This is a genomic window from Corallococcus sp. CA054B, from assembly GCF_003611625.1.
Classification (GTDB): domain Bacteria; phylum Myxococcota; class Myxococcia; order Myxococcales; family Myxococcaceae; genus Corallococcus; species Corallococcus coralloides.
Window position 1 is genome coordinate 1 of record NZ_RAVY01000023.1, and the last position, 19,097, is coordinate 19,097.

Consider the following 19,097-nt stretch of genomic DNA (forward strand, 5'->3'; position numbering starts at 1 on the left):
ACGCTGAAGCGGATGACGGCGCGCTTCGCCCCCGTGGACGTCAAGGTGGACGTGTCCAAGCTGCCGGACGCGGAGAAGCGCGCCCTGGCCAAGATCCTCCAGGCCGCCCGCATCATGGACCCCCTCTTCCTGAGCCAGGCGTGGGCGGGCAACCAGACGCTGCTGCTGGACCTGCTGAAGGACACCACGCCCCTGGGCAAGGAGCGGCTGCACGCGTTCCTGCTCAACAAGGGCCCCTGGTCGCGCCTGGACGAGGCGAAGCCGTTCATCCCCGGCGTGCCGCCCAAGCCGGACGAGGGCAACTTCTATCCCGCCGGGGCCACCAAGGCGGAGGTGGAGGCGTGGGTGAAGAGCCTGCCGGAGGCGCAGCAGCACGCGGCCACGGGCTTCTTCACCACGCTGCGCAAGGGGCCGGACGGCAAGTTCGTGAGCGTGCCCTACAGCGTGGAGTACCAGGGCGAGCTGGGCATGGCCGCGCAGCTCTTGCGTGAGGCGGCGGCGCTCACCCAGCAGCCCACGCTGAAGCGCTTCCTGGAGGCGCGCGCGGCGGCGTTCCTGTCCAACGACTACTACGCGAGCGAGGTCGCGTGGATGGAGCTGGACGCGAGCGTGGAGCCCACCATCGGGCCCTACGAGGTCTACGAGGACGGCTGGTTCAACTACAAGGCCGCGTTCGAGGCCTTCATCGGCGTGCGCGACGACGCGGAGACGCAGAAGCTGGCGAAGTTCAGCGCGGAGCTCCAGGAGCTGGAGAACAACCTCCCGATTGAAGCTTCCTTGCGCAACCCGAAGCTGGGCGCCCTGGCCCCCATCCGCGTCATCAACAGCATCTACTCGTCCGGTGACGGAAACCGGGGCGTGCAGACGGCGGCCTTCAACCTGCCCAACGACGAGCGCGTGGCGGCGGAGAAGGGCACCAAGCGCGTGATGCTGAAGAACATCCAGGAGGCCAAGTTCCAGCGCGTGCTGCTGCCCATCGCGAAGGTGGCGCTGCCCGCGAAGGACCGCAAGGACGTGTCCTTCGACGCCTTCTTCACGCACATCCTCATGCACGAGCTGATGCACGGCCTGGGGCCCCACAACGTCACCGTGGCCGGGAAGCAGACGACGGTGCGTCAGGCGCTGCAGGCGTCCTCCAGCGCCATTGAAGAGGCCAAGGCGGACATCTCCGGCCTGTGGGCGCTCCAGCGGCTGGTGGACAAGGGCACGCTGGACAAGGACCTGCAGCGGACCATGTACACGACGTTCCTCGCGTCCGCGTTCCGCTCCATCCGCTTCGGCATCGACGAGGCGCACGGCAAGGGCATCGCGCTGCAGCTCAACCACTTCCTGGACACCGGCGCGGTGAAGGTGAACGCGGACGGCACGTTCGAAGTGGTGCCGGACAAGATGCAGGCCTCCATCTCGTCGCTGACCAACCAGCTCATGACGCTCCAGGCCCAGGGCGACCGCGCCGCCGCGGAGGCGCTGCTCGCGAAGCAGGGCGTGGTGCGCCCCTCCGTGCAGAAGGTGCTGGAGCGGCTGAAGAACGTGCCGGTGGACATCGAGCCGCGCTACGTCACCGCCGACTCGCTGGTGAAGGACTTCGGCGCCCCCGCGGCCACGCCCGCGGCGAAGTAGTGTCCCGGCCACGCTCCGTCCCACCCGCGCGCTTTTCCCATGCGCGGGGGACGGGGCATGGCCAGTAAGGGAGCCATGGCGTTCGAGCCCTCCACCCGTCCCGCCCCTCCCGACCCGTGGGGCGTCGTGCTCGCGCTCACGGTGGTGGGCGCGTGGGGTGGGCACCTGGCGTGGCTGCTGGCGGGGCCCGCGCTGCCGTGGGGCTCACCGCTCCCCTGGCTGCACGTCCTCCCGCAGATGTGGCTGTCCACCGGCCTCTTCATCACCGGGCATGACGCCATGCACGGGACGGTGTCCCTGAATCGCCGGGTGAACGCGGCGGTGGGGATGCTGGCCTGCTTCCTCTTCGCGGGGCTGTCCTACCGCCGGCTGGTGGTGAACCACCGGGCGCACCATGTGGACCCCACCGGCGAGCACGACCCGGACTTCGCGGCCCGGGGGCAGGCCTTCTGGCCCTGGTTCGGGGCCTTCATGGTCCGCTACACGACGTGGCCGCAAATCGCGGTCATGGCGCTGAAGTTCAACGTGCTGCTGTGGCTGGGCGTGCCCCAGGCGCGCATCCTGGTCTTCTGGGTGCTGCCGTCCGTGCTGGCCACCGTGCAGCTGTTCTATTTCGGCACGTACCTGCCGCACCGGCGTCCGGAGACGGAAGGGATGGCGCCGCACCACGCGCGCTCCCTGCCTCGCAACCACCTGTGGGCCCTGCTGTCGTGCTTCTTCTTCGGCTACCACTGGGAGCACCATCAGTCCCCCGGCACGCCCTGGTGGCGGCTGTGGCGGGTGAAGGACGCCCGGCGGTAACCGGAAAAGGCGCTGGGGCGTTATAGAGGGAGCCATGCGCGACAAGCTCCCTCCCGAGCCCCCCGGCTCCGAAGTGACGCCCGAGAAGCTCTACCTGCGCCGCCGCGAGTTCCTCAAGAACGCGGGCCTGTTCGCGGGCACGGCCGCGGTGGTGGGCGGCGGGCTGTACCTGCTGGGCATGAAGCGCACCCGGCCCATGGACGGCTTCGTGCCGGACGCGGGCGTGGTGGACCAGCCGGTGGCGCCCGCGCAGGGCCTCTTCAGCACGGACGAGCCGCGCACGCCCTACGAGGACATCACCACCTACAACAACTTCTACGAGCTCGGCCTGGACAAGAACGACCCGGCCCGCCGCGCGCACCTGTTGAAGACGCGGCCGTGGACGGTCGTCATCGACGGGGAGGTGCACAAGCCGTGGACCGTGGACGTGGATCAGCTCATCTCCGCCTTCCCGCTGGAGGAGCGCGTCTACCGGATGCGGTGCGTGGAGGCCTGGTCCATGGTGATTCCGTGGCTGGGCCTGCCCCTGGGCAAGCTGCTGGATCGCGTGCAGCCCACGTCCTTCGCGAAGTACGTGGCCTTCACCACGCTGGAGGACCCGGAGCAGCTGCCCGGCCAGAAGAGCCCGGTGCTCGACTGGCCCTACGTGGAGGGCCTGCGCCTGGATGAGGCCCGGCACCCCCTGACGCTGCTGGCCACGGGCCTGTACGGCAAGCAGCTGCCCGCGCAGAACGGCGCCCCGCTGCGGTTGGTGGTGCCGTGGAAGTACGGCTTCAAGGGCATCAAGTCCATTGTCCGCATCACGCTCACGCGCGAGCAGCCGCCCACGACGTGGAACATCACCAACAAGCGCGAATACGGCTTCTACGCCAACGTCAACCCGGCGGTGGATCACCCGCGCTGGAGCCAGGCCACGGAGCGCCGCATCGGTGAGACGTCGCGCCGGCCCACGCTGCCCTTCAACGGCTACGCGGACGCGGTGGCCGGCCTCTACAGCGGCATGGACCTGAAGCGGGACTTCTGAACGATGGCCTCCACCAAGCTCCCCTGGCTGAACCCCGCCATCGCCGTCGGAGGGCTCTCCCCGCTGCTGCTGCTCGCGGTGCAGGGGGCGCAGGGACAGCTGGGGGCCAACGGCATCGAGTTCGCCCTCAACCAGACGGGCCTCTTCGCGCTGGCGGTGCTGGTGGGCTCGCTGGCGTGCACGCCGGTGCGGCTGGTGACGGGCTGGACGTGGCCCGCGCGCATCCGCCGCACGCTGGGCCTTCTGGCCTTCACCTACGCGGCGGCGCACTTCCTCACCTACGCCGTGTTGGATCAGGGCCTGGACGTGCGCGCCATGGCGGAGGACGTCTTCACCCGGCCCTTCATCACCGTGGGCTTCACCGCGCTGATGCTGCTGGTGCCGCTGGCCGTCACCTCCACCAACACGTGGGTGCGGAGGCTGGGCTTTCCCACGTGGCAGCGCCTGCACCGGCTGGCCTACGTGGCCGCGGTGCTGGGCGTGGTGCACTTCGTGTGGCGGGTGAAGAAGGACGTCACGGAGCCGGTGCTCTACGGGGCCGTCCTGGCGCTGCTCTTCGCCGTGCGCGTGGGCGAGGCGCTGCGCAAGCGGCGGGCGCTCGCGCGGGAGCGCCCGGCCTGAGCTGAAAGCGGGCGCTACTTCGCGGCGGCGCGGGGCAGCGGGAGGATGGTGTCCACCAGCGTCATCAGCTGCGCGCAGCTGACCGGCTTGCGCACGAAGGCGCTGATGCCGGCCTTCTGGCCCAGCGCGCGCACCTCCGCCACGTTCGGGTCGCCCGTCATCATCAGGATGGGGACCTTGGACAGCCTGGCGTTGCTGCTGGCGCGGATCTGCCCGGCGAAGTCCGCGCCGTTCATCCCATCCATGTGGAAGTCGGTGAGGATGAGGTCCACCTGCTCCGCCTCGGCGACCTTGAGGCCTTCCTCGGCGGACTCCGCCTCCAGGAACTCGAAGCTGCGGGCCATGAGGTAGATCTTCAGCAGCGTCCGGATGGAGCGGCTGTCGTCCACCAGCAATACGCGCTGCGGACCGGTCCCCCCGGTCGGACGGACCGTGGGCGTGCTCCCCGTGGGACGGGGGGGCGCGTTTTCGGGGGCGGAGAGAGGACCGGCCTTCATCGGAATCAAAACCTCGGGGAGGAAACGCCTCCAGCGGCTTCGCCCATGGTCGCGGAAGGGCCCTGCGAAGTCAAAGCAACCAGGGCTCCCCGCCGCGATTTCAGGAGGGCGAAAACGACCTCAGCGAACCTCCAGCACGAAGGCCTGGGACGGCACGCCCGGCAGCCCCACGGCCTCCGCGAGCACCGGATCCAACTCGTTGGGCAGCCGCCACGTCTGCCCCGTGGACTGCAGCAGGGTGACGCTGTAGCGACCCGGGGGCACGGCCGCGAGCGGCGCGGGCGCGGCGGGGTCGCGCGCGTCCAGCGCCTGGGCGCGGATGGCCACCACCAGCTGCGGAACGAAGACAGGCTGCGTGCGGGGCTTCCCCTGTTCGTCGAGCAGCGCCGCGAGCAGGGGATCGGGCACCAGCCCGGCCGCCAGCACGGTCACGTCCGGCTTGCCGTCCTTGCCTCCGTTGGCGCGCGCGTAGTCCACGCCCTCTTCATCCACCATGCCGTCGCGGTTGAGGTCGTTCTCGTCCACGTAGCCCGTCACGCCGTCCGCCAGCTTGCGGACGATGACGCGCGGCCAGAAGTCCGGCACGCCGTCGCCGTTGGCGTCGTCCGGGACGCCGTCCTTGTTGGCGTCGATCAGCTGCACCCAGAAGCCCGGAGGCCGCTGGTCGACCGCGCCGGTGAGGACCTGGGGCGTGAGCGTCAGCGTCTTCAGCGGCGTGGTCGCGGTGTTGAACTCGCGCGCGTCCGCGGTCTGGAACGCGGGCCGGTCGACGGGCACGGTGGCCGAGTCCGCGAAGGACACGGAGACGCCGGAGAGCGGCTGGGGCCAGCCGTCCGCGTCCGTCGTCACTTCCAGGACGCGCGTGGCGCCGTTGGCGGGGTCCACCGCGCCGCCGCCCACGTCGCCCGCGTTGGGCTCGGAGGTGACGCCGTACCAGGGATTGAAGTCCGACACGTGGCAGGGCTGCGGGATGTTCCGGCAGGTGTCCGCGTCGATGAAGCCGCGCAGGATGTAGCGGCCCGGCTCCACGAGGCTCAGCGAGAACGGCGCCGTGAACGGGCCCGTGGAGCTGTCCCCCAGGGACGCGCCGAACAGCTCCGCGGCGGTGACGACGGTGAAGGCCAGCGGCCGGCCGGAGCCCGCGGGCGGCGGCGGGTTGGCCGCGTCGTAGATGAACACGATGGCGTTGCCGCGGGCGCGCGACTGCACCACCAGGCTGCCCTCGATGCGGGCCGTGCGCGTGTGCTGGCGGCCGTCCGCCGTGGGCACCACGTCCGGGGCATCACAGCCGCCGGACAAGAGCGACGCGAGCGTGAACGCGAGGAAGGGAAGGGCGCGCTTCATGGGGTCACCGTGAGGTTGGCGAACACGCGCCGCTCGATGCGGTTGCCGAAGGGGTGCTCCGCGTGGCTGCCACCGAGCTGGCTGCCCTGCAGCGCCACGGAGACGAAGTCCTTCACCACGGTGTAGCCCACGCGGGCGTTGACGACGGTGTACGCGGGGAGGTTGTTGGCGATGAGGTCCACGCGCGTCGGATCCGACGCGGAGGGCTCGCGCTCCACCCAGGTGGTGGAGGTCGTGAACGCCGCTTCGATGCCGAACTCCAGGTCCGTGCGCGTGCGGTAGGTGACGCCGCCGAAGAGGCGGAAGGCCGGCGTCTGGCTGCACGTTCCGCACTGGCCTTCATCCGGCAGGTCGGAGCTGACGTGCTGGTACGCGGCGCTCGCCTTCACGCCCAGGCCGTCGATGGGGGACACGTTGATGCCCGCCTCGACGCCGCGCGCGGTGTAGATGGCGGCCTCGTTGGTGAACATGGAGCGGCCCAGCAGGTAGTTGCCGGTGCCACTGTCGAAGGACTCGCCGGCGGGCAGGGACTGCACGGGCGAGAGGGCGATGAGGTCCTTCACCGTGTTCTGGTAGAGGGCCACGTCCCAGTCCAGACCCAGGCGCGGGGACTCACCGCGCCAGCCCAGCTCCAGCGCGTTGAGGCGCTCGGGGCGCAGCGTCCGGTTGCCGGTGGTCAGCAGGCTCACGCCGTTGACGCCCGGCACGGGCACGGGCAGCCGGGTGTAGCTCTCCAGGAACGTGGGCTCGCGGAAGGCGGTGGCCACGGACGCGCGGAAGGCGTGCCCTTCCATGGGCTGGAACACCGCGGACAGGCGCGGCGACTGCGCGATGCCCGGGTTGCCCTTGTCGAGCAGCGGGTGGCGGTCCACGCGGTAGCTGACGATGAGGCGCAGGGGCTGCACGATGCGCCACTCGTCCTGGACGAAGGCCGCCGCGTGGAACTCCTCGCGCAGGCCGTCCAGGTAGGTGAAGGCCACGCGCTTCAAGCGGCCCTCCACGCCGATGTTCACCTGGTGCTCGCCGGCCAGCTCGAAGCCGCGCGCGTACAGCGCTTCACCGTTGAAGACGTTGGACGCGACGCTGGTGCCCAGCGAGCGCTGGCCAATGGCCTCGTACTGGGGACCTGCGTCGCCGGACAGGTGGTTCCAGAACGCCTTGAGCTTCACGGCGCCCAGCTCCACGTCCGCCTTGGCGTACGCGCCCAGGCCGTCGATGTAGTAGTTGCGCAGGAGGCCCAGCGGATAGATCTCCGTCAGGTAGCGGTGCACGCCTCCGGAGACGCCAATCGCCTGGCCCTCCTGGAACGTGTAGACGGTGGACAGGTTGGCGCGAGCCCCGCGCTGCCCCAGGTCCGGATCCGCGGGCCCCTGCAGGGCGAAGTCCGGACGGCCGGTCTCGTAATCGCGGCTCCACTTGTCCTGCTGCTGGTAGGCGGCGGACGCGCGGTAGCGCAGGGCCCCGTTCTGGCCGTGACTGACGAAGGAGCCCTGCACGGTGTTGCCACCGCCCGCCATGGCGCCGAAGCGCGCGCGCCGGCCGGTGCCGGGGGCCTGGGTGATGATGTTGATGACGCCCAGCATCGCGTTGGCGCCGTACAGCGCGCTGCCCGGTCCGCGGATGACCTCGATGCGATCGATTTCTTCCAGGCCGATGGGCAGCCCCGCCCACACCGTGAGGCCGAGGAAGTCCTGGTACTCCGTGCGGCCGTCCACCAGCACCAGCACCTTGTTGGCCAGTCGCTGGTTGAAGCCGCGCAGGCTGACGTTGGCGCTGCCCACGCCCATGGCCATCACGTCCGCGCCGGGCACGCGGCGCAGGAGCTCCGGCAGCGTGGTGGCGCCCGACAGGCGGATGTCCTCCGCCGTGATGACGGTGGTGGCGTTGGGCGCTTCCAGCGAGGACTGGGCGCGGCGGCTCGCCGTCACGACGCGCTCTTCATACGGCACCAGGCCCTGGTCGCCGGAGGTGTCCCCGGACTCCGCGCTGCCGCTGGAGCTGACGGTGGGGCCGGGCGTGGCCGCGGGCTGCTGCGCGCCCTGGGGCTGGGCGGACATGGACTCCGCGCGGGCGACGGCCTTCTCCAGCCGCTCCATGAGCGTGGCCATCTGCTGCTGGGCCTGGATGCTCGTGGGGGGCGGCGGCGGCATGGGCAGGCCGGTGGTGCCCGTCGTGCCGGTCTCGGTGCCGGGGGTGGGCGCCTCCGCCTGGGCCGCCTTCTGCGTGGACTCCAGGCGGGTGACCTGGGCCTGCACGTTGGCGGCGTCCGGCGGATTGGAGGCGAGGTAGCGCTTGTAGGTCTCCAGCGCCTCGTCCAGCCGGCCCGCGTCCTGGTACGCCCGGGCGATGTTGTAGAGGACGCTGGGGTGCGGCTTGATGTTGTAGGCCGCTTCCAGCTCGGCGATGCCTTCATCGAACTGCTTCTGCTCGATGAGGTTCATGCCATTGCGGAAGTGGCGGCGCGCTTCAAGTCGCGCGTCCGCCAGGGCCTCGGTCGCGCAAAGACACAGCGCGAGGAGCGCCCCACGTCGGAAGGCTGTCGGGGGATTCACTGGTACGGATCGTCCTTGTACGAGGAGCTGGGAGCCTTGGGGGAAGGCTTCGGTCCCGGTTGCTTCTTGATGCGCGGAAGCTTGATGGAGACGTTGACGGTGGTGCCTGGCTCGCCCGCGTACTTCTTGCTGACGGTCTGGTAGCCGTCCATCGCGAACGACACCTCCACGGACGCGAGGCCCGGGCCGTCAGGGGTGTGGTTGATGACCAGCGGCGTCGTGCCACGCACCTTGCCGTCGAGCATGACCTCCGCGCCCTGGGGCTCGCTGTCCAGGTCGAAGCGCACGGGCCGGGGAGCGGCGGGCGGCGGCGTGGGGGCGGTCTCCGCGACGGCCGCGGGCTCGCGGGCGGGCGGCGGCTGCGCGACGGGCGTGCGCGCCACCGGGGCGGAGGCGGCCGGCTCCACCGGGGGCTTCTGGGCCCCCTTCAGCACGAAGATGCCCGCCACGCCCAGCCCCACGAACAGGGACGCGCCGAACAGCGCGATGCCCAGGCCCTTCCGGGACTTCTTCGCGAGGCCGCCGGCCTCGTCCACGGAGATGTCCAGCGCCATGGTGTTGGGCGCGGGCGTGGGGCCGGAGCCCAGCGCCTGGTGGGGGCCGCTGTGGATGCCGCTGTGCGGACCGCTGTGGGGGCCGGAGCCCACCGCGTTGAGGCCGGTGCGCGTGGTGAAGACGCCGCTGACACCGGACGCGGACGCGGCGGTGCGCATGCCCTGGAGCACGGCGTCCATGGACGCGTAGCGGTCCACGGGGCGCTTGGCCAGGCACTTCATCACCAGCGCCTCCACCTCCGCGGGCACGTTGTGGTCCGGCCACACGGTGTGGAAGGGGGGCGGCGGGTCGTTGATGTGCTTGACGATGACGTCAATGCTCTGCGCCGCCTGGAAGGGCGGCCGGCCCATCAGCACCTGGTAGAGCACCACGCCCAGGCTGTACACGTCGCTGCGCGGATCCGCGATGTTGCGCGCCTGCTCCGGCGCCATGTACTGCGGCGAGCCCAGGATGACGCCCGCCTGCGTGAGGGTGGTGTCCTCCTTCATGGAGGCGTCACCCGAGAAGGACTTCACCAGGCCGAAGTCCAGCACCTTCACCACGTCGTGATCCGCCTCCTGGTTGAGGATCATCACGTTGGCGGGCTTCAGGTCGCGGTGGATGAGGCCGACCTTGTGCGCCTCGCGCAGCGAGCGGGCCACCTGCTGCCCGATGGCGAGCGCGCGCTCCCACGGCAGCGGCCCTTCCTGGGTGAGCAGCTGCGACAGCGTCAGCCCCTCCAGGTACTCCATCGCGATGTAATAGATGCCGTCTTCCGTCTTGCCGTAGTCGATGACGGTGACGGTGTTCGGATGGCGCAGCTTCGCGGTGACGCTGGCCTCCAGGAAGAAGCGCTTCTGGAAGCCCGGGTCCTTGCCCTCGCCGCTGTACTGCGGGTTCAGGACCTTGAGCGCCACCAGCCGGTCCAACGGGGCCTGCATGGCCTTGTAGACGCGGCCCATGCCTCCGGCGCCAAGCGTCTCCAGGATGCGGAAGCGCTCGTTGAGGATCCGCCCGAGCAGGGGATCCGTCACGTCGGCGGGCGCGCCCTGGCGGCGGGCGTCGCTTTCGATCATGTGTTCCCCCAAAGCGAAGAGATGGACCGCATACGTCGTTTCGGACCCGGCGGATGCTAGCACCGCCTTTGAAAACCGCCCAAGAGACGTGCCGCTATCATCGCCGCGCCCCGGCGCCGAGTTTCCGGCCCGCGCGGCGCGCTCGCACTCCCGCACTTCCCGTGCGCACCGAGTCCCCCGGTGGCGGTTGGAAAACGGGGAAATCAGCGTCCGTTGCCGCACACTCCGGGGCAGCTGGTGCGTCGCGTCATTCCCGGTGACGGGGGCCCGGGCGGGTTAGGGTTTCCCGCATGAATGCCCTGCTGTCCGCGCTGTTGTCGTCCGCGCCGCGTCATCCGCGGCGGGTGGTGTGCCTGACGGAGGAGACGACGGAGGTGCTCTACCGCATTGGCGCGGGGGACCTGGTCGTCGGCGTGTCGGGGTTCACGGTGCGGCCTCCGGAGGCGCGCAAGAAGCCGCGGGTCAGCTCGTTCCTGGACGCGAACTTCGAGCGGATTCTGGAGCTGAAGCCGGACCTGGTGCTGGGGTTCAGCGACCTGCAGGCGGACATCGGCCGGGAGCTCTGCAAGCGCGGGGTGCCCGTGTACCTGTTCAACCAGCGCTCGCTCGCGGAAATCCTGCAGGCGGTGCGGCTCACCGGGGCGCTGGTGGGGCGCGCGGAAGGCGCGGAGGCGCTGGCGGTGGAGCTGGAGAAGAACCTGGAGCGGCACTCGGACGCGGCGCAGTCGCTGCCGAAGCGGCCGCGCATCTTCTTCGAGGAGTGGCACGAGCCGCTCATCTCCGGCATCCGCTGGTGTTCGGAGCTGGTGGAGGTGGTGGGTGGGGTGGACGTGTGCCAGGAGTCGCGCGCGTCGCAGGGGGCGAAGGGCCGCATCTTCGAGCCGGAGGAGGTGGCGAAGCGCGACCCGGAGGGCGTCATCGCCAGCTGGTGCGGGCGCAAGGCGAAGCGGGAGAAGATTGCCTCCCGGCCGGGTTGGTCCGGCGTGCGGGCGGTGGTGGACGACCAGCTCTACGAAGTGAGGAGTTCCTACATCCTCCAGCCGGGACCGGCGGCGCTGTCGGACGGGGTGGATCAGCTGGCCCGCATTGTCGCGGCCATCGCGAAGGGGGAGAAGCTGCCCATGGCCCGGCCGGGAGACCTGCGCACCGCGCTGGAGTGAGGGGAGGCTGGCGGCAGGCGCAGCGCATGACAGGATGCGCGCGTGCCGCTCTCACTGCCCGTCCTGCTGGTCACCGTGCTCGCCGCGACGGGCGCGCCGTCGGAGCAGGCTCCCCCCGAGCAGGGTTCCGGCGAGCCCCAGGACGTCGTGCCGCCGGATGCGCCGGTGCGCTCGCCGGACGTCGATCCGTCGGGCGTGTCGAACGCGGAGGTCGCGCCGCCGCCCCGCTCGGAGGAGGTCCCGGTGGGGCCGGAGGGCCCGCAGGCGCCCGTGGCCACCACGGACGCGGAGCGCACGAAGAACTACGAGGAGGCGCTCATCGCCTGGGGCCTGGGCGAGGTCGAGCGCCAGGTGGAGCCCGAGCCCCAGGGCAAGGTGCTGGAGGAGGTGCTCGTCACCGCGGAGGAGGTGGTCGCGCCGATGGATCCCTATCCATCGCTGCTCAACATCTTCCACGTCCGCACCCGCGATGAGGTCGTCCGCCAGGAGGTGCTGATTTCGCCGGGGCAGCCGTACTCGGAGGCGCTCGTCGCGGAGTCGGTGCGCAACCTGCGCAAGCTGGGCCTGTTCTCCGTCGTGCGCGCGGTGCCGGTGAAGGGCAGTGCACCGGACAAGGTCGCGCTGCTGCTGGTGACCAAGGACCTGTGGTCGCTGCGGCTCAACAACGAGTTCTCCGCCGTGGGCTCGCTGTTGCTGTACCTGCGCCTCCAGGGCACGGAGCAGAACTTCCTGGGGCGCGGCAAGAAGGTGGCGCTGGACTTCATCATGCGCCTGGACACGTTCAGCTTCGGCCAGAGCTACACGGACCGGCGCGTGCTCGGCAGCCGCTGGTCGCTGACGGAGTCCGCGGCGGTGCTCATCAACCGCGACACGGGGAAGGCGGAGGGCTCGCGCGGGAGCCTGGTCGTCAGCCGGCCGCTGTACTCGCTGGCCACGCCGTGGAGCCTGAGCACGTCCGTGGCGTGGAACATGGAGACCGCGCGGCAGTTCCGGGGCGCGGACATCTGGCAGCTCCCGTTCCCGGACGGCGAACCCGTGCCGTACATCTACAACGCGCGCGAGGTGGCCGCGGGCGCCACGTACACGCGCTCCTACGGCCAGCGCTACAAGTGGAACGTGGGCATGGGCGCGGGGGCCTACCACTACGCCTACGCCGCGCCGGTGGCGTCGCGGCTCACCGACGTGCAGACGGACTGGTTCCGCCGCAACTACCTGCCGCGCGCGGAGGACGCGGGGTACGCGAACTTCTCCTTGAGCGCCTTCGAGGCCCGCTACGACGTGCTCCGCAACGTGGACTCCTACGCGTTGTCGGAGGACTTCCAGCTGGGGCACTCGGTGCTGGCCACGCTGCGCTACGCGCCGCCGGTGTTCCCGTCCGCCGCGCACTTCGCGGAAGGGGGGCTGTCCCTGCGCTACCGCGTGCACTGGGGTGACGCGCTCACCACCGCGTCCGCGGCCGCGTCCGTCCGCCAGCAATTCAATGCACCGCGGCCGGGCGTGAAGGAGGGCTGGACGAACCGCCGCTGGGCCGCGGAGCTGGTGCAGGTGTCGCCGCGCGTGCTCGGGGGGCGCTTCGTGGCGCGCGGCCTGCTGGACGTGAACATCGACGACCTGTCCGAGCGCGTGAGCCTCCTGGGCGGCAGCAACGGCCTGCGCGGCGCGGCGGTGGATGCGTACTCCGGCAAGCGGCTGTTGCTGGTGAACCTGGAGTACCGCACCGCGCCGCTCGTCGTGCGCACGGTGCACGTGGGCGGCGTGTTCTTCCTCGACTCGGGCAGCGCGTTCAACGAGCGGCCGGAGATGGTGACCACCGTGGGCGTGGGCCTGCGGGTGCTGTTCCCCCAGTTCAACGTGTTCCCGTTCCGCATCGACTTCGGCTACGTGCTCAACGGCGACCGTCCTCCGGTGGGCAGCCGCCTGTCGCTCAGCAGCGGGCAGGTGACGGACTACCGTCCCAACTTCCTCGACTCGCCCTGAGCCGGCTCCGGACGCTTCAGGGCGGCTCGACGCGCAGCAGCTCGCGGAAGAGGACCTCCGCCACGTCGCGGAACAGCTCTCCGGACGCGAGCAGCCCGCCGCAGTGGTGGGGCTCGCGCGCGAGCGTCAACGCCACCGCCTTGCCCAGCACCGCGTCCCAGAAGGGCTCCGAGTCGGGCGGCAGGAGGAACTCGCGGATGACGGCCTTCGGCCACGGCAGCACGGTGGTGGGGTCCGCGTCGCTCAGGCTGGTGAAGCAGTCCAGGTCCACGTCCAGCAGCACGGCGGGCGCGGCCTCCAGCACGTCGCGCACCGCGTCCGTGGGGCCGGGGTGCAGGTACGCCTCCGCCGCGCGGTCCACGGTCGTCGCCGTCACGATGCGGTGCGAGCGCCCGCGCGTGTCCACGTAGGTGTCCCCGGCGAAGGAGCCCCGGGGCCGGGTGCGCGCGATGATCAACGCGTCGCCCACGAGGTTCGCCTCCATCGCCGCGAGGATGTGGTCGTAGTTGCGCACGTCCAGCTGCCACCGTGCGTGCTCGTCCAGCGCGCGCAGACCGGCGGAGCGGTCCGGCATGTCCGCGGGGCGCTCCGGCACCACGATGTCCAGGTGCCGGTCCAGCGTGACGAGCAGGGCAGGGGGGCCCGCGTCGCCCAGGGCACACGCCCACGCGGGCAGCGCGAGCCGGTGCGGGTCGAACACGTAGGCATCCATCGGGCCGCGGCCTCCGCCCAGGCCCAGCCGCACCACGCCCGCGAGGCGCAGATGGCGCAGGGCGTCGTCATTTTTCGAATTCATGCGGGACGAAATCCCCTCCAGGCTCCGGCGTTCAGGGGGATGTCCATCCTGCCGCGAAAGGAGCCCCGTACCGCGGGGTTCAATCACGCATGCGTCCATTCGTCACCGTCGCGCTGCTCCTCCTGGGACTGCCCGTCCTGGCCCAGGATCCTTCGTCCTTCCTGCGCCAGTACGCCGAAACGGGCCGGTTCATGAACGGGAGGCCCGTGAATGCGCGCATCACCCCGGACGAGAAGTCCGTCCTCTTCCTGCGCTCGTCCCCCACGTCCAACGTGCGGATGCTCTACGCGTTCGACGTGGCCAGCGGACAGACGCGTGAGCTGCTCACGCCCGAAGCCCTGCTCCAGGGCGCGGAGGAGACGCTGTCCCCCGAGGAGAAGGCCCGCCGCGAGCGCATGCGCATGAGCGCCCGGGGCTTCACCTCCTACAGCCTCTCCGAGGACGGCACCCAGTTGCTGGTGCCCCTCTCCGGCCGGCTCTACGTGGTGGACCGGGCGACGGGGAAGTCCACGGAGCTGAAGACGGGCCCCGGCGTCATCGACCCTCGGCTGTCGCCGGACGGCAAGCAGGTGGCGTACGTGCGTGAGCACGACGTGTACCGGGTGGACCTCGCGGCCAACCAGGAGAAGCGCGTCACGCAGGGCGGCACGGCGCAGAAGACGCACGGCCTGGCGGAGTTCGTGGCGCAGGAGGAGATGGGCCGCTTCTCCGGCTACTGGTGGAGCCCGGACGCGAAGTTCATCGCGTACGCGGAGTCCGACACGTCCGAGGTCGAGAAGCTCACCGTCGTGGACGTGATGCACCCGGAGCAGCCCGGTGCCTCCTTCCCCTATCCCCGCGCGGGCAAGGCGAACGCGAAGGTGCGCCTGGGCATCACGCCCATCACCGGGGGCAAGACGGTGTGGGCGCAGTGGGACGCGCGGAAGTACCCGTACCTGGCCACGGTGAAGTGGGACAAGGGGGGGCCGCTGACGTTGCTCGTGCAGAACCGTCACCAGACGGAGGAGCAGCTGCTCGCGGTCGATACAGCGACGGGCAAGACGCGCGTGCTCCTCACGGAGAAGGACGCGGCGTGGATCGACCTGCACCAGGAGTTCCCGCTGTGGCTGGAGGATGGCTCCGGCTTCCTCTGGTACACCGACCGCAACGGCGCTTCGGAGGTGGAGCTGCGCAAGGCCAACGGGGAGCTGGACCGCTCCGTGGTGAAGCCGGGCATCGGCTTCCGGAGCCTCACCCGCTACGTGCAGGCGGACCGGACGCTCTTCTTCAACGGCGACCCGAACCCCACCGAGAGCCACCTGTGGCGCGTGAAGCTCGGTGAGGCGCCGAGGCGGGTGGCCACGGGCACCCGCGGTCCCGCCCTGGAGTACGGGCTCGTGTCCAAGAACGGGGGCCTCGTCGTCCTCATCAGGCAGAGCCCCAAGACCCTGCCGCGCACGCTGGTGCTCAAGGGCGACGGCATGATGGTGGGTGAACTGCCCTCCGTCGCCCAGGAGCCCCCCTTCACGCCGGACTTCGAGGTGCGTCAGGTGGGCGCGAGGAAGTTCTGGACCTCGCTGGTGAAGCCCCGTGACTTCAAGCCTGGCCAGAAGCTGCCCGTCATCGTGGACATCTACGGCGGCGCCATCGTCACCACGGTGCACCAGTCCATGTCCCTGCACCTGCTGGACCAGTGGATGGCGGATCAGGGCTTCCTGGTGGTGAAGGTGGACGGGCGCGGCACGCCGCTGCGCACCTCCGAGTGGAACCGCGCCGTGAAGCACGACTTCGCCACCGTCACCCTGGATGATCAGATTGAAGCCGTGCAGGCCCTGGCGAAGGAGGTGCCGGAGATGGACTTGAGCCGCGTGGGCATCTTTGGCTGGAGCTTCGGCGGCTACATGTCCGCCCTGGCCGTGATGAAGCGACCGGACTTCTTCAAGGCCGGCGTCGCGGGCGCGCCGGTGACGGACTGGCGCGACTACGACACGCACGCGACCGAACGCTACCTGGGCCTGCCGGAAGAAAGCCCCCAGGCCTACGAGGTCAGCAGCCTGCTCACGTACGCGAAGAAGGAAGGGCCCATCGGCGCGCTGCTGGTGATTCACGGCACCGCGGACGACAACGTCTACTTCTTCCACGCCCTGAAGCTGTCGGACGCGCTCTTCCGCGCGGGCAAGCCGCACCAGCTGCTGCCCCTGTCCGGCCTCACGCACATGGTGGCGGACCCGCTCGTCACGGAGCGTCAGTACGAGCGCGTCATCACCCACTTCCAGCAGAACCTGAAGTAGCGGGAGGTCCCGCCCGGCACCTGTCCGCTTCCGGTGGGAATCCTCGCGGGGGCAGGACGTTGGGAGGGCCGCGCGGCGGCCGGAGTGTAGGCTTGCCCGCACCTTCCCGCGAAAGGAGCCCCGCCCCGCGCGGGGATTCAGCTACGCATGCGTCAGGTCCTCACCGCCGCCGCGCTTCTCCTCATGAGCAGCGCCCCCTCCATCGCCCAGGAGCGCAAACCCTCCGCCATGGCCCCTTCGCAAAAGCAGCCGGACACCTTCCTGCGCCAGTACGCCGAAACGCGCCGCTTCCAGAGCGGGCGCCCGGTGGGCACGCGCATCACCCCGGACGAGAAGTCCGTCCTCTTCCTGCGCACCTCCCCCACGTCCAACGTGCAGATGCTCTACGCGTTCGACGTGGCCGGCGGCCAGGCGCGTGAGCTGCTCACGCCCGAAGCCCTGCTCCAGGGCGCGGAGGAGACGCTGTCCCCCGAGGAGAAGGCCCGCCGCGAGCGCATGCGCGTGAGCGCCCGGGGCTTCACCTCCTACAGCCTCTCCGAGGACGGCACCCAGCTGCTGGTGCCCCTCTCCGGCCGGCTCTACGTGGTGGACCGGGCGACGGGGAAGTCCACGGAGCTGAAGACGGGCCCCGGCGTCATCGACCCGCGCCTGTCGCCGGACGGCAAGCAGGTGGCGTACGTGCGTGAGCACGACGTGTACCGGGTGGACCTGGCCTCCAACCAGGAGAAGCGCGTCACGCAGGGCGGCACCGCGCAGAAGACGCACGGCCTGGCGGAGTTCGTGGCGCAGGAGGAGATGAGCCGCTTCTCCGGCTACTGGTGGAGCCCGGACTCGAAGTCCATCGCGTACACGGAGTCCGACACGTCCGACGTGGAGAAGCTCACCATCGTGGACGTGATGCACCCGGAGAAGGGCGGGGAGATCTTCCCGTACCCGCGTCCCGGCAAGGCCAACGCGAAGGTGCGCCTGGGCGTCACCCCCGTCACGGGCGGCAAGACGGTGTGGGCGCAGTGGGACGCGCAGAAGTACCCGTACCTGGCCACGGTGAAGTGGGACAAGGGCGGGCCGCTGACGATCGTCGTGCAGAACCGCCTCCAGACGGAGGAGCAGGTGCTGGCGGTGGACCCCGCCACGGGCAAGACGCGCGTGCTCCTCACGGAGAAGGACAACGCCTGGGTGGAGCTGGCCCAGGACTACCCGCTGTGGCTGGAGGATGGCTCCGGCTTCCTCTGGTACACCGAGCGCAACGGCGGCCCGGAGGTGGAGCTGCGCAAGGCGAGCGGCGAGCTGGACCGCTCCGTGGTGAAGCCGGACGCGGGCTACCGCAACCTGTCGCGCTTCGTGCAGACGGACAAGACGCTCTTCTTCACGGGTGACCCGAACCCCACGCAGAGCCACCTGTGGCGCGTGAAGCTCGGTGAGGCGCCGAAGCAGGTGGCCACGGGCACCAGCGGCCCGGCGGTGGAGAACGGGCTCGTGTCCAAGAACGGGGGCCTGGTCGTCCTCAATACGCAGGGCCCCAAGGCCATGCCGCGCACGGTGGTGCTCAAGGGCGACGGCACGAAGCTGGGCGAGCTGCCGGAGGTGGCGCAGGAGCCGTCCTTCACGCCGAACTTCGAGATCCGCCAGGTGGGCCCGAAGAAGTTCTGGACCTCGCTGGTGAAGCCTCGCGACTTCAAGCCCGGCCAGAAGCTGCCCGTCATCGTGGAGGTCTACGCGGGCCCCACCGTCACGGTGGTGCACCAGTCCATGGCCGCGCACCTGCTCAGCCAGTGGTTCGCGGACCACGGCTTCCTGGTGGTGAAGGTGGACGGCCGCGGCACGCCGCTGCGCACCTCCGAGTGGAACCGCGCGGTGAAGCACGACTTCGCCACCATCACCCTGGATGACCAGATTGAAGCGGTGCAGGCGCTGGCGAAGGAAGTGCCGGAGATGGACCTCTCCCGCGTGGGCATCACCGGCTGGAGCTTCGGTGGCTACATGGCGGCGCTGGCCGCGCTGAAGCGCCCGGACTTCTTCAAGGCCGCGGTGTCCGGCGCCCCGGTGGTGGACTGGCGCGACTACGACACGCACTACACCGAGCGCTACCTGGGCCTGCCGGAAGAGACCCCCCAGGCCTACGAGGTCAGCAGCCTGCTGACGTACGCGAAGAAGGACAGCCCCATTGGCGCGCTGCTGCTCATCCACGGCACCGCGGATGACAACGTGTACTTCTTCCACACGCTGAAGCTGTCGGATGCCCTCTTCCGCGCGGGCAAACCGCACCAGCTGCTGCCCCTGTCCGGCCTCACGCACATGGTCCCGGATCCGCTCATCACCGAGCGCCAGTACGAGCGCGTCATCTCCCACTTCGAGCAGAACCTGAAGAAGTAGGCCGAGCGGCCCCAGGGCCCGTCAAAAGGCAGAGGCCCGGTTCCCTTTCGGGGGCCGGGCCTCTGTTGCTTCAACCAGTCCGTGAGGAATGGCTGAGACGCGTCACTTCACGCCGCGCGGACGTTCTGCGCCTGCAGGCCCTTCGGGCCCTTGGTGACTTCGAACTCCACCTTCTGGCCCTCGGCCAGGGTGCGGAACCCATCCATGTTGATGGCGGTGTGGTGGCAGAACACGTCCTCGCCGCCGCCGTCCTGGGTGATGAAGCCGAAGCCCTTCGCGTCGTTGAACCACTTCACGGTACCAGTTGCCATTGCGCTTCCTTGCGTTTGCAGGGCAGCCGTGGGGAAGGCCACCCGTTCTGCCCGACGACCGGGAGACAGAGCTATTTGTAGTGAAAGGGCCGACTGGAAGTCCAGCCGGCCCTCCGGGATTGCCCGACTTACGCCCCCCGC

At 70.2% G+C, this 19,097-nt stretch carries 14 protein-coding genes; 8 read left to right on the plus strand and 6 right to left on the minus strand.

Translation table 11 applies throughout. From position 1 onward, the window contains the following. The 4 genes from D7V80_RS08480 to D7V80_RS08495 form a co-directional block, all read left to right on the plus strand. Positions 1-1,620, plus strand: a 1,620-nt coding sequence (locus tag D7V80_RS08480) for a hypothetical protein (RefSeq protein WP_120587673.1), incomplete at its 5' end; no start/stop codon positions are given. 57 nt (positions 1,621-1,677) lie between these two features. After that, positions 1,678-2,421 (plus strand): fatty acid desaturase, encoded by a 744-nt coding sequence (locus D7V80_RS08485; protein WP_233585215.1) that lies wholly within the window; start codon positions 1,678-1,680, stop codon positions 2,419-2,421. Positions 2,422-2,455: 34 nt separating this feature from the next. Next, positions 2,456-3,445 (plus strand): protein-methionine-sulfoxide reductase catalytic subunit MsrP, encoded by a 990-nt coding sequence (msrP, locus tag D7V80_RS08490; RefSeq protein WP_120587675.1) that lies wholly within the window; start codon positions 2,456-2,458, stop codon positions 3,443-3,445. A gap of 3 nt (positions 3,446-3,448) precedes the next feature. After that, on the plus strand, positions 3,449-4,066 hold the full coding sequence (locus D7V80_RS08495) for a sulfite oxidase heme-binding subunit YedZ (protein WP_120587676.1): 618 nt from the start codon (positions 3,449-3,451) through the stop codon (positions 4,064-4,066). Positions 4,067-4,080: 14 nt separating this feature from the next. On the opposite strand, the gene D7V80_RS08500 is transcribed toward D7V80_RS08495, so the two are convergent. From D7V80_RS08500 to D7V80_RS08515, 4 genes are all read right to left on the minus strand, one after another. Beyond that, the gene (locus D7V80_RS08500) at positions 4,081-4,563 is read right to left on the minus strand and encodes a response regulator (RefSeq protein WP_120587677.1); all 483 of its coding nucleotides are present in this window, start codon (positions 4,561-4,563) and stop codon (positions 4,081-4,083) included. 120 nt (positions 4,564-4,683) lie between these two features. Then, a complete protein-coding gene (locus D7V80_RS08505) occupies positions 4,684-5,907 on the minus strand; it encodes a hypothetical protein (protein WP_120587678.1) in 1,224 nt (407 codons plus the stop codon). Further along, positions 5,904-8,459: a TonB-dependent receptor domain-containing protein gene (locus tag D7V80_RS08510; protein WP_199738449.1), complete on the minus strand. Its 2,556-nt coding sequence runs from the start codon at positions 8,457-8,459 to the stop codon at positions 5,904-5,906. The genes D7V80_RS08505 and D7V80_RS08510 overlap by 4 nt, the downstream gene beginning before the upstream one ends. Beyond that, entirely contained in the window at positions 8,456-10,069 is a 1,614-nt protein-coding gene (locus D7V80_RS08515) for a serine/threonine-protein kinase (protein WP_120587679.1), read from the minus strand. Before D7V80_RS08515 ends, D7V80_RS08510 begins: the two co-directional genes overlap by 4 nt. 290 nt (positions 10,070-10,359) lie before the next feature. On the opposite strand from D7V80_RS08515, the gene D7V80_RS08520 reads away from it, so the two are divergent. Beyond that, positions 10,360-11,229, plus strand: a complete 870-nt coding sequence (locus D7V80_RS08520) for a cobalamin-binding protein (RefSeq protein ID WP_120587680.1) — start codon at positions 10,360-10,362, stop codon at positions 11,227-11,229. A 42-nt stretch (positions 11,230-11,271) separates the two neighbouring features. Then, positions 11,272-13,206 (plus strand): BamA/TamA family outer membrane protein, encoded by a 1,935-nt coding sequence (locus D7V80_RS08525; protein WP_120587681.1) that lies wholly within the window; start codon positions 11,272-11,274, stop codon positions 13,204-13,206. Positions 13,207-13,222: 16 nt separating this feature from the next. Here the strand turns inward: D7V80_RS08525 and D7V80_RS08530 are convergent, their stop codons facing one another. Beyond that, entirely contained in the window at positions 13,223-14,002 is a 780-nt protein-coding gene (locus D7V80_RS08530) for a UPF0489 family protein (RefSeq protein WP_120587682.1), read from the minus strand. Between the two features lie 89 nt (positions 14,003-14,091). Between D7V80_RS08530 and D7V80_RS08535 the strand changes: the two genes are divergently transcribed. Beyond that, positions 14,092-16,272: a S9 family peptidase gene (locus D7V80_RS08535; RefSeq protein WP_120587683.1), complete on the plus strand. Its 2,181-nt coding sequence runs from the start codon at positions 14,092-14,094 to the stop codon at positions 16,270-16,272. A gap of 147 nt (positions 16,273-16,419) precedes the next feature. After that, complete coding sequence (locus D7V80_RS08540) at positions 16,420-18,645, plus strand: S9 family peptidase (RefSeq protein WP_120587684.1); 2,226 nt, start codon at positions 16,420-16,422, stop codon at positions 18,643-18,645. Between the two features lie 107 nt (positions 18,646-18,752). On the opposite strand, the gene D7V80_RS08545 is transcribed toward D7V80_RS08540, so the two are convergent. Further along, positions 18,753-18,956: a cold-shock protein gene (locus tag D7V80_RS08545; protein ID WP_014397260.1), complete on the minus strand. Its 204-nt coding sequence runs from the start codon at positions 18,954-18,956 to the stop codon at positions 18,753-18,755. Positions 18,957-19,097 lie beyond the last annotated feature (141 nt).

Bases quoted from the DNA above. Each gene is read 5' to 3' on its own strand.
- D7V80_RS08485 (WP_233585215.1), top strand. From the start codon at position 1,678: ATGGCCAGTAAGGGAGCCATGGCGTTCGAGCCCTCCACCCGTCCCGCC.
- msrP (WP_120587675.1), top strand. From the start codon at position 2,456: ATGCGCGACAAGCTCCCTCCCGAGCCCCCCGGCTCCGAAGTGACGCCC.
- D7V80_RS08495 (WP_120587676.1), top strand. From the start codon at position 3,449: ATGGCCTCCACCAAGCTCCCCTGGCTGAACCCCGCCATCGCCGTCGGA.
- D7V80_RS08500 (WP_120587677.1), bottom strand. From the start codon at position 4,563: ATGAAGGCCGGTCCTCTCTCCGCCCCCGAAAACGCGCCCCCCCGTCCC.
- D7V80_RS08505 (WP_120587678.1), bottom strand. From the start codon at position 5,907: ATGAAGCGCGCCCTTCCCTTCCTCGCGTTCACGCTCGCGTCGCTCTTG.
- D7V80_RS08515 (WP_120587679.1), bottom strand. From the start codon at position 10,069: ATGATCGAAAGCGACGCCCGCCGCCAGGGCGCGCCCGCCGACGTGACG.
- D7V80_RS08520 (WP_120587680.1), top strand. From the start codon at position 10,360: ATGAATGCCCTGCTGTCCGCGCTGTTGTCGTCCGCGCCGCGTCATCCG.
- D7V80_RS08530 (WP_120587682.1), bottom strand. From the start codon at position 14,002: ATGAATTCGAAAAATGACGACGCCCTGCGCCATCTGCGCCTCGCGGGC.
- D7V80_RS08535 (WP_120587683.1), top strand. From the start codon at position 14,092: ATGCGTCCATTCGTCACCGTCGCGCTGCTCCTCCTGGGACTGCCCGTC.
- D7V80_RS08540 (WP_120587684.1), top strand. From the start codon at position 16,420: ATGCGTCAGGTCCTCACCGCCGCCGCGCTTCTCCTCATGAGCAGCGCC.
- D7V80_RS08545 (WP_014397260.1), bottom strand. From the start codon at position 18,956: ATGGCAACTGGTACCGTGAAGTGGTTCAACGACGCGAAGGGCTTCGGC.